This is a genomic window from Nostoc sp. (genome assembly GCF_036917815.1).
Classification (GTDB): domain Bacteria; phylum Cyanobacteriota; class Cyanobacteriia; order Cyanobacteriales; family Nostocaceae; genus Nostoc.
This window is the reverse complement of sequence record NZ_JBALEK010000053.1, coordinates 1-13360: the sequence shown is the minus strand read 5'-3', so window position 1 is coordinate 13360 and position 13360 is coordinate 1. Positions and strand designations below refer to the sequence as shown.

Annotated in this window: 14 protein-coding genes; 10 read left to right on the top strand and 4 right to left on the bottom strand. The window is 43.1% G+C overall.

Going from position 1 to position 13360, the window contains the following annotated elements:
• Window positions 1-171 precede the first annotated feature (171 nt).
• Entirely contained in the window at window positions 172-1227 is a 1056-nt protein-coding gene (gene mnmA, locus V7K97_RS15260; RefSeq protein ID WP_334801932.1) for a tRNA 2-thiouridine(34) synthase MnmA, read from the bottom strand.
• 291 nt (window positions 1228-1518) lie between these two features.
• Here mnmA and V7K97_RS15255 point away from each other — a divergent pair, with 291 nt between their 5' ends.
• From V7K97_RS15255 to V7K97_RS15245, 3 genes are all read left to right on the top strand, one after another.
• A complete protein-coding gene (locus V7K97_RS15255) occupies window positions 1519-2421 on the top strand; it encodes a hypothetical protein (RefSeq protein WP_334801877.1) in 903 nt (300 codons plus the stop codon).
• A gap of 131 nt (window positions 2422-2552) precedes the next feature.
• Entirely contained in the window at window positions 2553-4139 is a 1587-nt protein-coding gene (locus V7K97_RS15250) for an NAD(P)H-hydrate dehydratase (protein WP_334801876.1), read from the top strand.
• Window positions 4140-4211: 72 nt separating this feature from the next.
• A complete protein-coding gene (locus V7K97_RS15245; RefSeq protein WP_334801875.1) occupies window positions 4212-4745 on the top strand; it encodes an REP-associated tyrosine transposase in 534 nt (177 codons plus the stop codon).
• Window positions 4746-4812: 67 nt separating this feature from the next.
• On the opposite strand, the gene larC is transcribed toward V7K97_RS15245, so the two are convergent.
• Both larC and V7K97_RS15235 read right to left on the bottom strand, forming a co-directional pair.
• On the bottom strand, window positions 4813-6096 hold the full coding sequence (gene larC / locus V7K97_RS15240; protein ID WP_334801874.1) for a nickel pincer cofactor biosynthesis protein LarC: 1284 nt from the start codon (window positions 6094-6096) through the stop codon (window positions 4813-4815).
• A 48-nt stretch (window positions 6097-6144) separates the two neighbouring features.
• Window positions 6145-6345, bottom strand: coding sequence for a hypothetical protein (locus tag V7K97_RS15235; protein ID WP_334801873.1), 201 nt, complete (start codon window positions 6343-6345; stop codon window positions 6145-6147).
• 17 nt (window positions 6346-6362) lie between these two features.
• Between V7K97_RS15235 and V7K97_RS15230 the strand changes: the two genes are divergently transcribed.
• The 4 genes from V7K97_RS15230 to V7K97_RS15215 all read left to right on the top strand — a co-directional run bounded on the left by V7K97_RS15230 (window position 6363) and on the right by V7K97_RS15215 (window position 10061).
• On the top strand, window positions 6363-7022 hold the full coding sequence (locus V7K97_RS15230) for an L-threonylcarbamoyladenylate synthase (RefSeq protein ID WP_334801872.1): 660 nt from the start codon (window positions 6363-6365) through the stop codon (window positions 7020-7022).
• 405 nt (window positions 7023-7427) lie between these two features.
• Window positions 7428-8648 (top strand): HetZ-related protein, encoded by a 1221-nt coding sequence (locus V7K97_RS15225; protein ID WP_334801871.1) that lies wholly within the window; start codon window positions 7428-7430, stop codon window positions 8646-8648.
• Between the two features lie 30 nt (window positions 8649-8678).
• Entirely contained in the window at window positions 8679-8900 is a 222-nt protein-coding gene (locus V7K97_RS15220) for an addiction module protein (protein ID WP_334801870.1), read from the top strand.
• A 684-nt stretch (window positions 8901-9584) separates the two neighbouring features.
• On the top strand, window positions 9585-10061 hold the full coding sequence (locus V7K97_RS15215) for a PD-(D/E)XK nuclease superfamily protein (protein ID WP_334801869.1): 477 nt from the start codon (window positions 9585-9587) through the stop codon (window positions 10059-10061).
• On the opposite strand, the gene V7K97_RS15210 is transcribed toward V7K97_RS15215, so the two are convergent.
• The gene (locus tag V7K97_RS15210; RefSeq protein ID WP_334801868.1) at window positions 10058-10894 is read right to left on the bottom strand and encodes a DNA adenine methylase; all 837 of its coding nucleotides are present in this window, start codon (window positions 10892-10894) and stop codon (window positions 10058-10060) included. The two genes, V7K97_RS15215 and V7K97_RS15210, sit on opposite strands and share 4 nt — an antisense overlap.
• 165 nt (window positions 10895-11059) lie before the next feature.
• On the opposite strand from V7K97_RS15210, the gene V7K97_RS15205 reads away from it, so the two are divergent.
• From V7K97_RS15205 to V7K97_RS15195, 3 genes are all read left to right on the top strand, one after another.
• Window positions 11060-11266: a DUF751 family protein gene (locus tag V7K97_RS15205; RefSeq protein ID WP_229550407.1), complete on the top strand. Its 207-nt coding sequence runs from the start codon at window positions 11060-11062 to the stop codon at window positions 11264-11266.
• Between the two features lie 124 nt (window positions 11267-11390).
• A complete protein-coding gene (gene rbfA / locus V7K97_RS15200; protein ID WP_334801867.1) occupies window positions 11391-11810 on the top strand; it encodes a 30S ribosome-binding factor RbfA in 420 nt (139 codons plus the stop codon).
• An 857-nt stretch (window positions 11811-12667) separates the two neighbouring features.
• On the top strand, window positions 12668-12904 hold the full coding sequence (locus V7K97_RS15195) for a DUF4327 family protein (RefSeq protein ID WP_094347157.1): 237 nt from the start codon (window positions 12668-12670) through the stop codon (window positions 12902-12904).
• Window positions 12905-13360 lie beyond the last annotated feature (456 nt).

Genomic DNA, 13360 nt, shown 5'->3' with positions numbered 1-13360 from the left:
TAGATTTTTGCTGGTTTGAAATCAGAGGAACTGGTTTTTTGCCAGCATTATCCTTAAAATCTGCCTATACAAAAATAAAAAATGAAACCCTTCTGCCTTGTACTGATTTTAAGCTCGCAAAGGCAGAGGGGATTTCTTTTTGGCATTGATGGCTTCGCCAACGCCCAAGGTTCAACTAAACTGTTCGATAATTCCGCCACCTAAGACTTTTTCGCCGTCGTACCACACCGCAGCTTGTCCGGGGGTGATGCTGGATTGGGGTTCATCAAACACCAAACGCACACGGGAGTTTTCCAACGGAATTACCGTTACTGGTGTAGCTGTTGAACGATAGCGAATTTGCACTTCGGCATGAATTGGGGTGGATGCTTGGGCAATAGAAACCCAGTTTACCCGCCCGACAGTACATTCCGGCTGAGTTACCTTGGTGCGATCGCCTACTACTACTTTATTATTTTCCGCATCTAATTCAATCACATACAAAGGTTCGGCAGCCGCAATGCCCAAACCTTTGCGCTGGCCAATGGTGTAGTGATGGACACCATCATGCTGTCCCAAAACTTTGCCTGTGACATCGACAATATCCCCTGTTTTGGGAGCTAAATATTTATCTAAAAATGCCCGCATGGAACCGTTACTTTCCACTAAGCATAAATCTTGACTTTCTGGCTTGTCAGCAGTTTTTAGCCCGTATTCAGTCGCAATGCGCCTGGTGTCAGTTTTTTCTAGTTCGCCCAGAGGAAATATAGTTGCTGCAAGTAAATCTTGAGACAAATCATAAAGGAAGTATGATTGGTCTTTGTTGCGGTCAACAGCCCTTAATAATTGGTAACGTCCAGTTGTTTCGTCATAGCTAATTCGGGCATAATGACCAGTGGCAATGCGATCGCATCCCAATTCTTCACGAGCATACTGCACCATTGGCCCAAACTTCACCGTTTTATTGCACTGGGAGCAAGGCAAAGGCGTGATCCCAGCACTGTAACCAGTTACTAGATAATCGACAATCTGCGTCTGAAAGAGATCCCGAATATCGACAATCTGATGGGGAACGCCCAGTTGTTCACAGAGTTCAGCCGCGTCAATCATACCTTCAGAGCAACATTGACCTTTGCCTTTCATTAGCCAAAGAGTCAAACCAATCACTTCATAGCCCTGATGGTGCAGGATAGCGGCGGCGGTGGAACTGTCAACGCCACCAGAAAGACCAACGACGACTTTTTTCATACAAAGCACGACACGATAGCTGCGTGGTTGTCCCATTGTAGCACATACTCTTCAAAGCCTTGCTACTAAAGCACTTCAGTTTTACAGTCAGCGAATTAGCGACGCTGAATAGCCCGTCTGAGACATCGCTATTCACTCCCCTCTCACCATTATCTAAAATTAGTTACAGATGTATTTTTTGCCACGTAGATGAGCTAACTTTACGTTAACGCTATATAGTTGCTACAACGGTGAACTAATTAGTTCCTGATGGAAATTGCCTAAAAATACTTTGACTACTTTCTAACTACTATGTCGAGAGGAATACCCAGTCAATTTATCCCATTTCAGATGCTGCGCCAAAGTTCTGAGGGTTGGAAGCCCACTATCAGACTTCTCTCCTTGTTACTGGGAGGATGGTTAGTGCTGATTACTGAATCTACGCCAGCACAAGCACAAATCCATAACAGCAAGGTGCTACTGGCTCAACAAACAGGTGAAACTTTACCGCCACCGCCAATTCCCTTTGAGCAACAGTCATCACCGCAGTTACAACCGGTGGAACCAGTACAGAACAATCAACTTGAGCAGAATTTTCAGCCCTCTCAACCGTTACAGAACAATCAATTTCAGCCGAACTTTCAGCCCTCTCAACCTCCACAGTTTAGTCAATATAACCAAAACTTTGAGCGCTACTTAGTTTACGTAGATGGTAGTGATTCCCAAACGTTACAACAAATACGTCAGATTGAACCCAGTGCTTACATTCGCCAGTACCAAGGACGGAATGTAATTCAGTCAGGAGTTTTTAACAGAGTATCTAACGCTCAACAACGGGTTAGTGAGCTACAGTCACGAGGTATATATAACGCCCGGATTATCAGCTTCGGTAATGGACAGGAAATAGATGCAGGCAATAGTAGAGGCTTTGTAGGCGATCGCAACAATATAATTGCTACTAGGTCAGTCTCTAGATATTATGTCGCAATTCCTACCACTTCCGAACAGTTATCTGCGATCGCGGCACAAATTAGGCAGAATATAGCCCAATTTAGCCAAGGTTTAGGCCGATCTGGCGGAGTCCTTGAAAGGACGCAACCACGAGGACCACACGTAGCAGTAGGGCCTTTCGCCGATCGATTCCAAGCTGAGGAATGGAATAAATATCTGCGAAATTTAGGATACGCTAATGCCAGAGTTTATTACGGGAAGTAAAAAATTGGGAGTTAGGAGTTAGGAGTTAGGAGTTAGGAGTTAGGAGTTAGGAGTTAGGAGTTAGGAGTTAGGAGTTAGGAGTTAGGAGTAAGATGAATCCCTAGAGACTTATAACTTAGGACTCAGGACTGATGCAAGATAGGCAAGAACAAATTTCGCAAGTGATAGTGACTGCTGGGCAGATGCACGATGTTGAAAAGCGGATCTTCGCAGTGGGAATGCCTATAGTTGCTTTGATGGAAAAGGTGGCGGGATTAATTGCCCGTCGGATTCTAGAGATCCTCCCAACTCCGCTTAAAAAAGCTTACTCTGTTCCTGCCAATACCCCCTTTTTAAGGGGATTTCGTGTTGGAATTCTGGTCGGCCCCGGTCATAATGGTGGCGATGCTTTAGTAGTAGCCCGTGAATTACACTTTCGCGGGTATGAAGTTTGGATTTATTCTCCCTTCTCTAAGCTCAAAGAATTAACTTCGCAACACTTGCAATATGCCCAGAGTTTAGGCATTCCAATTTATCAAACAATTGAGCAACTGCCCGATTCGGATTTATTGATTGATGGGTTGTTTGGGCTGGGTTTAGAAAGAAACCTGATTGATCCCATCGCCTCTGCAATTAATCAGCTAAATGAATTGTCTGTACCAATTTATAGTATTGATTTACCTTCAGGTTTACACACCGACACTGGCGTTGTATTAGGAACTGCCATTCGCGCCACTCACACATTTTGCTTAGGTTTATGGAAACTAGCTTTCTTCCAAGATCAGGCGTTGGAATATATTGGTAAAGCTGAGTTAATCGATTTTGATATTCCTTTAGCTGATGTAGAAGCTGTTCTCAAAGATGCACCCAGAATTAAACGGATTACACCAGCAACGGCACTTACTACTTTACCTCTACCGCGTCCAGCAGTCACTCACAAATATAAGGAAGGACATTTACTGCTGATTTGTGGTTCGCGGCGCTATGCAGGTGGAGCAATTTTAACTGGTTTGGGTGCTAGGGCTAGTGGTGTGGGGATGCTTTCTATTGCCGTACCTGAATCCCTGAAATCTCTTTTGGTGTCACATTTGCCAGAAGCGCTAATTGTCGGTTGTCCAGAGACGGAAACCGGAGCGATCGCCCACTTAAATTTACCAGAAAAAACCGATCTGAGTTCCTTTAATGCGATCGCTTGTGGCCCCGGTTTAACACGAGATGCTACACCCATTGTCCAAGAAGTGATCGAAAGCGATCGCCCTCTAATTCTCGATGCCGATGGTTTAAATATCTTGGCACAAATGGGGACAATCCCCACGTTAAAAAAACGCCAAGCAGTAACCATACTCACACCCCACACTGGCGAATTTGAGCGATTGTTTCCTAATGTCGCCGATGCCAAACATGACAGAGTGAAAGCAGTACAAGAAGCTGCCGCGCAAAGTGGGGCAGTAGTTTTGTTGAAAGGGGCGAGAACTGCGATCGCCAACCCTCAAGGTGCCGTTTGGATTGTTCCTGAAAGCACACCCGCCTTGGCGCGTGGTGGTAGCGGTGACGTGTTAACTGGGCTACTGGGTGGATTGTTACCACAAGCAGCAACTAAACAGATTCCCATAGAAGATATTGTGGCAACTGCCGCTTGGTGGCATTCCCAAGCGGGTATAATAGCCGCCCAAGAGCGCACTGAATTGGGTGTAGATGCGTTTACATTGACACAATATTTGCTAAAAGCTCTGACTTAGTCAAATTCCTCGTTCCCAGTCTCTGACTGGGAATGCCATCCTAGAGGCTCCGCCTCTAATTTAAATAAAATCATGGGACGCAGCCGCTACCACGTACTAGGAACCCAGCCACATTTCCTCACCTGCACAGTTATAAATTGGATACCACTATTCGGCAAAGTTGAATTTACACAAATTATTTTAGACTCCCTCAATTTCCTGCAACATCAGCAGCGTTTAACCTTGTACGGTTACGTAATTATGGAAAATCATCTCCATGTAATCGCCTCTGCCGCCAGCTTATCTAAAGAAATAGGAAATTTTAAATCGTTCACAGCTCGCTGTATTATTGACTTACTTGAGAAAAATAATTCCAACTACATACTTAACCAGCTTGAACTTTACAAATTAAAACATAAGATAAAACAAGAATACCAGCTTTGGCAAGAAGGTTTTCATCCGCAGGCGATTATGGATGAGGAAATGTTTAGACAAAAGTTAGATTATATTCACGACAATCCAGTTAGGCGTGGTTATGTGGATGATCCCGCACATTGGCGGTATTCTAGTTGCCGCAATTATATGGGGGAGATAGGTTTATTACAGGTAGAGTTGATTGATGTGTGATGGAAGGCGGAGCCTTTAGGATGGCATTCCCAGTCGGAGACTGGGAACGAGGACGAGGAAATTTGGATCAGGGATTTACCAAATACCAACGCTGTAGCGCCAACCGTTGAATTTCGCGCCAGGGAATATTATGCTTTCGGGCTAAGTCTGCACAATCTTCATATTCGGGCTGGACATTTGCAATAACTTTTTCTGGCGATTGTCCCTTCCATGCTATTTTAACGCGCACTTTGCCATATTCAATTTCCACTTGTTGAATTTCCCGTTGTAAAATGGCGCGTTGCTGAGTTGTTCGCCGAATGCCTAAAGTTGTAGTTTCGCGGAAGATAACGGCTTCACAACTGAGTAAATTTTCGGGATGACAAATCACAGTCAGCAAAATCCCCGGACGAGACTTTTTCATACCGATCGCTTGGGTAAAAACATCCACCGCACCAGCAGCAAACAACGCCTCAAACACATAGCCGATGGCTTGCGGATTTAAATCATCAATTTGGGTTTCTAGTACCGACATGGTTTCCAAATTTGAGCTAGTATCTTCAGAATTACTGAAATTTGACTCTAAACTTGTGCTTTCACCCAGCCAGAGGCGTAAAATATTTGGAATGGGTAAATTTATGGTTCCTGCTCCCAGCCCTACCTGCTTGATAGCGATCGCAGGTGGTGAACCAAAATCTCTTGCCAAAGTAGTAGCGATCGCGGCTCCTGTCGGTGTCACCAGTTCTCTGTCAATGCCATTGCTATAAACTGGACAACCCCGCATTTCCCACAGCTTTAAGACTGCTGGTACTGGTACCGCCATCTGGCCATGTGCAGCCCGAACAGTGCCGCCACCAGTGGGGAACGCCGAGCAGTAAAGCAAAGGCCATCCTTCGTTATTACTCTCAATCCCCAACCAATCCAACCCCAGGCAAGTACCCACAATATCGACGATGGCATCTACAGCACCCACCTCATGAAAATGAACTTTTTCAGGAGAAATGCCATGCACCGCTCCTTCTGCCACTGCTAGCTGTCGGAATACCGCCAAACTCCAAGCTTCTGCCCGTGGTGGCAACCCCGCTTTGAGGATCATTTGCTCTATTTCTGGCAAGTGGCGCGTGCGATCGTGACTGTGTTCGTGTTCGTGGTGATGATGATGATGATCGTGTACTAAATCCACATGAACTTTAGTCGCCTGCTGACCATTACGTTGGACAAATTCTGCCCTTAACTGATATTCCTGTTCAATACCCAACCCATTGAGTTTTGCAATTAAATACTCCACAGGAACACCCAAGCTTACCAAAGCACCCAGGCACATATCACCAGAAATTCCTGTCGGACATTGAAGATAAGCGATTTTATTCATAATAAATTAGTCATTAGTCATTAGTCATTAGTCATTAGTCATTAGTTATTAGTCATTGGGCATTGGGCATTGGGCATTGGGCATTGGGCATTGGGCATTGGGCATTGGGCATTGGTTATTCTCTCCTGCTCCCCCTGCTCCCCCTGCTCCCCCTGCTCCCCCTGCTCCCCCTGCTCCCCCTGCTCCCCCTGCTCCCCCTGCTTCCCCTGCTCCCCCTGCTCCCCCTGCTCCCCCTGCTTCCCCCCCCACTCCCCACTCACCGAGTTATGGCAAAAATTTTCCCAGTTCATCCGGATAATCCTCAAACTCGCCGAATAGAGGAAATAAAGTCGGCGCTCTTAAGTGGCGCAGTCATGCTTTACCCTACTGATACAGTCTATGCGATCGGTTGTGATTTGAATGCTAAGTCGGCGGTAGAACGAGTGCGGCAAATTAAAAAGCTAGCAAATGATAAACCACTGACATTTTTATGTCCCTCGCTTTCAAATGTGGCAACTTATGCCTCCGTAAGTGACACAGCCTATCGGATTATGAAACGCCTGATTCCAGGTTCATACACGTTTTTGCTCCCAGCTACTAAGTTAGTACCGCGATTGGTGCAAAGCCCCAAGCGGAAAACTACTGGAATTAGAGTACCAAACCATACTGTGTGTTTGGAGTTGCTGGCAGCGTTGGGCAATCCGATTATTTCAACTTCGGCACATCTGCCACCAGATGAAGCAGATAATGACATGATTCGGATAGATCCAGAAATTGTTCAGTCGCGGGTAGAGCTATTTGACCGTTTGGACAAGTTGGTAGACATCATTATTGACACTGGCGAGGAACCTACATATCAAGTGTCTACTATCTTGGATATGACGGAAGATAAACCAGTAATTATACGGAGGGGTTTAGGTTGGGAAGCAGCAGCAGCATGGGTATAAAAATTCCAGTTCACAGGCGCACCTCTCCGTTTCGGAAATTGTGATAAAAACGACTCCAGTTTTAAAATTGTCATATTTAAAGGCGATGTCTACAACAGACGTAGCTGCCACAGTTGATATAACAGGATGGTGGCAACAGTCGGCAGAACAAGGCATTTGACAACTTTGATCAAATGGCGGGTACTCATGTCCCAGCGTCAATATGGTGGCTTGTGAAAAAACCGACACATTGTCATAGCTGTAACTCTTTCGTATTTCCTATAGTTTTAGATATGAGCTTTAGATGTGAGCATTATATGCGGCAAGTCTTGATGGATGAATGTCCAAAGATTCACAAGCCAAGGACTGCCTTGATTGCTGTCTCTGCGTTGTAATTACGGTGCAATACTACTACCTGGAAAAGTCATGAAAGCTAACGTCGTCAATCTACCAAACTCTACACCCATTTTTGAGAACCACCTTTCGACTGAAGAATTTTCAGATAGCAGCAGTGATACCCTAATTCAATTGCTGTGTGACGAAATGCAAGCGCAAGTGAAAGCAACCCCCAAGTGCGTAGAAGCTTTAGCGAAGCGCATAGCTGTAGAAGTAGAACGCATTTGCGATAAAAGCTCCCGTATCCAAACATCTGGGGAAATCAAGTCCTGGCAGATGACCTTGGGAAGACATCGGATGCAAAAGTGCTTACGTTACTACCAACTAGGTTCTAAACAAGGGCGGGTGGAATTACATAGCAATTTGGGTGCTATGGTTTACCGCCATGTAACTATGTCCGGCTCGGAGTTGGGCTTTGATGCTCGTTACAGCCTGATTGAAGATTTTTTACAAGCATTTTATATCGAAGCGATTAAAGCTTTCCGTAGAGAAAACGAACTACCTAATGATCACACGCCGCGTACTCAGCTGCAATTAGCTGAATACATGGCTTTTACAGAACAGTACGCCAAACGCCGGATCAATTTACCTGGTGGTGCAAATCAGCAATTGATTATCTTGCGGGCCCAAGGTTTTGCTCGTCGTCAACCCCAAGAAACCACTGTGGATATTGAAATGGCGGTAGAGTCTGCTAAGGGTGAAGAAGCAGAATCTTACCAGCGTAACTCGGCGGTGCAACAGCTGCGATCGCAAATGATCGCCCAAACTAATTTCGATCCATCGGAAGAATCAGAACGCGATCGCGTCATCACAGAATTGATGAAATACCTAGAGTCTCAAGGACAATCTGATTGTATGAACTACCTCAGCTTGAAACTTCAAGACCTCTCAGCCCCAGAAATTGACCAAATTCTCGGTTTAACCAGCCGTCAGCGCGATTATCTCCAACAACGCTTTAAATACCACGTAGAAAAGTTTGCCAAACAACACCACTGGCAATTGGTACATCAATGGTTAGGTGCGGGTTTAGAGCAAAAATTGGGTTTATCTTCCCAGCAGTGGGAAATCTTTGTAAATCAACTCACAGAACAGCAACAGCAAATATTACAGTTAAAAACTGCACGGGAAAACGACCTGGCGATCGCTAAAACCATCAAATGCACCCCCAAACAGCTACAAAAGCGCTGGACTCAACTTTTAGAACTAGCATGGGCTATCCGCAACGGTCATACTGAAGCTCAGACGGGCTAAAATGAAGGTGAGTAAAATATAGAGAAGACCATGAACCCAGTATTTCTCCAACTCTCTAGTCTTTCGAGAGCGGAAAAACTTCAACTGGTAGAAGATTTGTGGGATGAAATTGCCGCGACACCAGCAGCACTCCCAGTCTTAGATTGGCAGAAACAAGAACTAGCCCGTCGCAAAGCCGAATATTTGCAAAATCCAGCCATTAGCAGCAGTTGGGAAGATGTAAAAGCCAGAATCTCTCAACGGCATGGCTAGAAAATTAACTATCCTTACAGCTGCAGAACTAGACACTATCGAAGCTTATGACTGGTACAAGGGGCGCGAATTTGGGTTAGGCGCACAGTTCCTACGCTGTATTGATGCCTGCCTGAATTTAATTTAGCGTCACCCCAGCACATACCAGATTGTTCATGAAACTTATCGCCGCACTACAATTAGGCGTTTTCCTGACGTCGTTTTTTACGAGTTTAATGAACAGGAGATTATTATCTACGCTGTTTTCCACTGTTCACAAGACCGAGAAAAATGGCGGAGTCGCTTGCAATAGTTGGTCTTTGAGACTAAAGAAAAATCCACTATTTTAACTATTATCTAAATTAGTAACTCGTTCCTTATCCAAATTATTTATACATTTGTATTTATTTCAATACTGCTCGGTTAAGGGAAATTGTAGGTTGGGTAGAGCGTAAGCGTTACCCAACAAATCTTGGTAAATGTTGGGTTTCGTTCCTCAACTCAACCGACATTAACGTAAGTTTTTCGCAAAACCTACGCAGTATTGGTATTTATTTAGTACAAAATTACCAATACTCTCGGATTTTTTACCTATTCATCCAACCTTTTTTAGTAAAAATCAAAAATTCATATTAAGCAATTGACCCTTTTTACTGCTTCTGTGAAATCCTATAATAAGCAGGACTTTTGGCAGAGGGATTGAAGATGGCTCTGACTCAAGGCGGACGGGCAAATAAGTCTGGGAATATTTTAGAAGGAAATGTAGAAGCAATCTTGAGTGGGCATAATTATTTCCAAGTTGGGAACTATGTCCAAAAAGAATTTATTTTAAATGCTGCTTTATTACCAAAACGCTATGGAAAAGAAGTTTATATTGGAACTGGAATTTATCATACCGATTTGAAGGTTGATTTTTATGTTGTTGGCTCACCTGCAATGCCATCTGGTTTAATTTTCGAGTGCAAATGGCAAGAAAGCCCAGGTTCGGTTGACGAAAAGTTTCCTTACTTGAACATGAACATTCAGCACTATTATCCTGCACCAACTATCGTGATTTTAGGCGGTGAAGGTATGCGAGAAGGCGCAAGCAAATGGCTGAAAGCAAGAGTTAATGATAACCATAATTTATTAGCAGTTTATAGCTTAGACAGATTCATTTCTTGGGCAAACAAAAATCTTTAAAAGAAAGAAGTAATTAATAATTCGTCAATCACGCCTCTATTTTTTATGTTTGAGTTAATTGAACGCGTTGCTTTAATTTTGTAGGTTTTAAAATTGATATCTGTATAAATTTTTCTAATAAACTCGCTATCAGAATTACATACCATAACGTTGACACCACGACTTGCCAACTCTGCACAAGTGTCTCTTAAAAGTTCTTGGTCTTTTTTACTGAAACAATTTTGACTATAAGCGGTGAAATAACTAGTGTCACTGATAGGATGGTAGGGCGGATCAAAAAATACAAAGTCATCACTACTTGTGGCATAATTTAGCACATCAACAAAATCCGCTTGTTTAATTTCTGCATGAGCAAGTGCTTCTGAGGCTGCTTTTAGTAAAACCTCAGAACAAATATTAGGATTTTGATATCTGCCTAATGGCACATTGAATTTACCCTGTGAATTAACTCGGTAAAGACCATTAAAACAAGTCTTATTAAGATAAACTATCCGAGCAGCCTTTTCTATATCAGTACCACCAGAGTTGTTTCTGACACTATAATAATAATCTTTACCATGTCGGATCTTATGCTCTTTTAATAGAGAAATTAATTCTTCAACATGATCTCTAACACAACAATAAGTGTTAATTAAATCGGCATTAATATCAGTTAAAATGGCTGCACTTGGTTGGAGATAGAAAAAAACTGCACCACCACCTAAGAATGGTTCATAGTAATTTTTATAACTCTTGGGGAAATAAGGAATATATTGCTGTATCAACCTACTTTTACCCCCTGCCCACTTCAAAAATGGACGCGGGCTAGTTTCCTTGGGGATTTGAATTACCATTTACTTCCGATTTAACTGAAAATAATCACGACTAAATAAAGCCAATATAACCGACGAGCCATATTTTATATTAGCTGGCTAATTTTCCAGCCGCATAGATTACAATTGAGTAGATAAAGCATATCAAAACAAACGTAAGTATATAACAAGGCAGTTTACATTCAAATGTTTGACGGATTTTGGGATAACGTCTTTCGCTACCCCCGGTACTTAATTACGATCGTCTTAGGGCTGTTTCTAAATACCTTTGCGCCATTGGTGCCATTGTTGAAGCGCCCTGTCACTTTGATCGCCATCTTGGGTTTATTTGTGAGCAGCCTAGTCTTCCTGACTTTCACCCTACGGGCAATGCTGGGCTTGAGTCCAATCTAGACTAGCGGTATATCGGGGCTATGCCCCACAGACGGTTGCTCTTGGCGTTGCTCACGCTAAGTACTGTCTATCCAATTTGCATCTATATTTTGTCGTACAACCTCTCTGATGAGGCGAAATTTTTATGGCTACAAATCGTCGGGTTTCCCGCGTTGCTGAATTGATCAAACGGGAAGTTAGCCAAATGCTGCTCAACGGCATTAAGGATGACCGTGTGGGTACTGGAATGGTTAGTGTTACTGATGTTGATGTTTCTGGCGATCTCCAACACGCCAAAATCTACGTCAGCATCTATGGTACAGATGAAGCTAAGGTAGAAACAATGGCAGGCTTAAAGTCGGCCACGGGTTACGTCCGCAGCGAACTTGGGGCGCGGGTACGCCTACGTCGGACACCAGAGGTGATATTTCTCGAAGATCGCTCTATAGAACGCGGTAATAAGGTATTGGCACTGCTAAATCAACTTAACAATGAGCGTCCGCCTGAAAATCTGGTAGCAGTAGAAGACAGCACTGATAAAAATGATCGGGAATTCTCCGAATAAGTAACTAAAACAACAATGTAACTTCAGAACAATTAATCTCAGCAAATCCGCCAAACACTTTACAGACGTGACTAGATCGCGTCTGTTTTAATGTGACCATAACCTACTTCAGCGATCGCTAGTCCCTTTCTGTTTGTCTTCACTCTACTGTAAAAGGTTAGTAGCAGCACCAACCCGGATTTCTGTACAGATGCCTAAATGCTGCTTGTCTCAAGCATTTTCATCTGTGTCTTAATTACGAACTAGTATTAATCCACCTTTCTACAGATGTATTTCAAAAGAAAACTGTGTTAATTAAGTGCTGAAACTAACCAAGTAATTAGGGTTTTACTTAAAAAATTGTTAACAGATGCCAGGGAAAAAGCTTTCATAGTGTACTTTAGCCGTTATGTTTTGCAACAGTTTATACCCCAGTATCTGACAAATATTCTTGTGTTGTTTACCCTTAGATAAATACCAGGAGTTCTAGATCCAGTTTTAAGGTGATTATTTTGATATGTAAGCGATTCCGACGGCGGACTACACCTACGCGATATAAGCTCTTCCCACCCACCAAATCTTGCCTAAAAACAGTAATGGCAAGACTTTCAGACTTGTGGCATCAAAGTTATACAGCTACCACAGCACGTTAAGTTAACTACTCGGAATTTTTTTTGTAAAGCGAATTTTCGATGAATGTCAGGATTCGTTGACTTTCTTAACATTTCTTGAGATAATTTTCGGAGATGTAGCGTCAAAATAAAAATAGTTCCGTATAGCAAACTACAAAATCTTAGCCACAAGTCTAATTTCTGTAATGTTTGTTCCTAATTATTAACGGGAACACTATCGTAAGTGTTAATTTGTGAGTAAAAAACATGAGTGTGAATACGGTGCCTTCTATCAATTACTACTCTCTAGATGTGATTCAAGACGAAGCACGCCGACTGGTGCAAAAGGGAATGGTTAGCAGACAACAGCCAATATATAGCCTCTGCCAATACATTCCAGCTAGAGAGTGGGTTTGTGTTGAATGTGAATTAGAGAAATGTGACTTTTTGTTGCGCGATCGCATTGGCGACCTAATTGGTCGTGAACAGTGGGATAACGACTAATCATGTTTGGTTTCGGATTTGGGATTGGGAGTTTATTTTCGATGTGTGGATGTCACCATTAACGATTCAACACCCAATCAGGGGGATAATCTCTAATTTTGATGAGCATTGCCCCATACAGAATCTTGCGTTTTTCATTAATACAGAATCATTAGAGTCTGAATTTATACAACTTTTCAAGTAGAGAAGGCATCAGAATCATTTGATCTCTATTAGGACTTACGCAAAAGTACACGCTGTAGGGGCAATTCATGAATTGCCCCTACGGGAGAATAAGGGGTTCGGCTATTGTTTGCGTAAGTCCTGTCTATATCTGATGCCAGGGCTTGAGTTTAGTATGTAAATTCTGTGACGTTCCTACATTTATAAAGGGTAGGTTGAAAACCCCTGAGAAACAGCAACGCAGTTGCGTATTTCGTACTTCAGGCAGGGGATGAAAACCACGATGCAGGCTAA

Excerpts from the sequence above, each read along its gene's own strand:
- V7K97_RS15195 (WP_094347157.1), top strand. The coding sequence starts at position 12,668 with ATGAGTGTGAATACGGTGCCTTCTATCAATTACTACTCTCTAGATGTG.
- larC (WP_334801874.1), bottom strand. The coding sequence starts at position 6,096 with ATGAATAAAATCGCTTATCTTCAATGTCCGACAGGAATTTCTGGTGAT.
- V7K97_RS15225 (WP_334801871.1), top strand. The coding sequence starts at position 7,428 with ATGAAAGCTAACGTCGTCAATCTACCAAACTCTACACCCATTTTTGAG.
- V7K97_RS15215 (WP_334801869.1), top strand. The coding sequence starts at position 9,585 with ATGGCTCTGACTCAAGGCGGACGGGCAAATAAGTCTGGGAATATTTTA.
- V7K97_RS15205 (WP_229550407.1), top strand. The coding sequence starts at position 11,060 with ATGTTTGACGGATTTTGGGATAACGTCTTTCGCTACCCCCGGTACTTA.
- V7K97_RS15255 (WP_334801877.1), top strand. The coding sequence starts at position 1,519 with ATGTCGAGAGGAATACCCAGTCAATTTATCCCATTTCAGATGCTGCGC.
- mnmA (WP_334801932.1), bottom strand. The coding sequence starts at position 1,227 with ATGAAAAAAGTCGTCGTTGGTCTTTCTGGTGGCGTTGACAGTTCCACC.
- V7K97_RS15210 (WP_334801868.1), bottom strand. The coding sequence starts at position 10,894 with ATGGTAATTCAAATCCCCAAGGAAACTAGCCCGCGTCCATTTTTGAAG.
- V7K97_RS15220 (WP_334801870.1), top strand. The coding sequence starts at position 8,679 with ATGAACCCAGTATTTCTCCAACTCTCTAGTCTTTCGAGAGCGGAAAAA.
- V7K97_RS15230 (WP_334801872.1), top strand. The coding sequence starts at position 6,363 with ATGGCAAAAATTTTCCCAGTTCATCCGGATAATCCTCAAACTCGCCGA.
- V7K97_RS15245 (WP_334801875.1), top strand. The coding sequence starts at position 4,212 with ATGGGACGCAGCCGCTACCACGTACTAGGAACCCAGCCACATTTCCTC.
- rbfA (WP_334801867.1), top strand. The coding sequence starts at position 11,391 with ATGGCTACAAATCGTCGGGTTTCCCGCGTTGCTGAATTGATCAAACGG.
- V7K97_RS15250 (WP_334801876.1), top strand. The coding sequence starts at position 2,553 with ATGCAAGATAGGCAAGAACAAATTTCGCAAGTGATAGTGACTGCTGGG.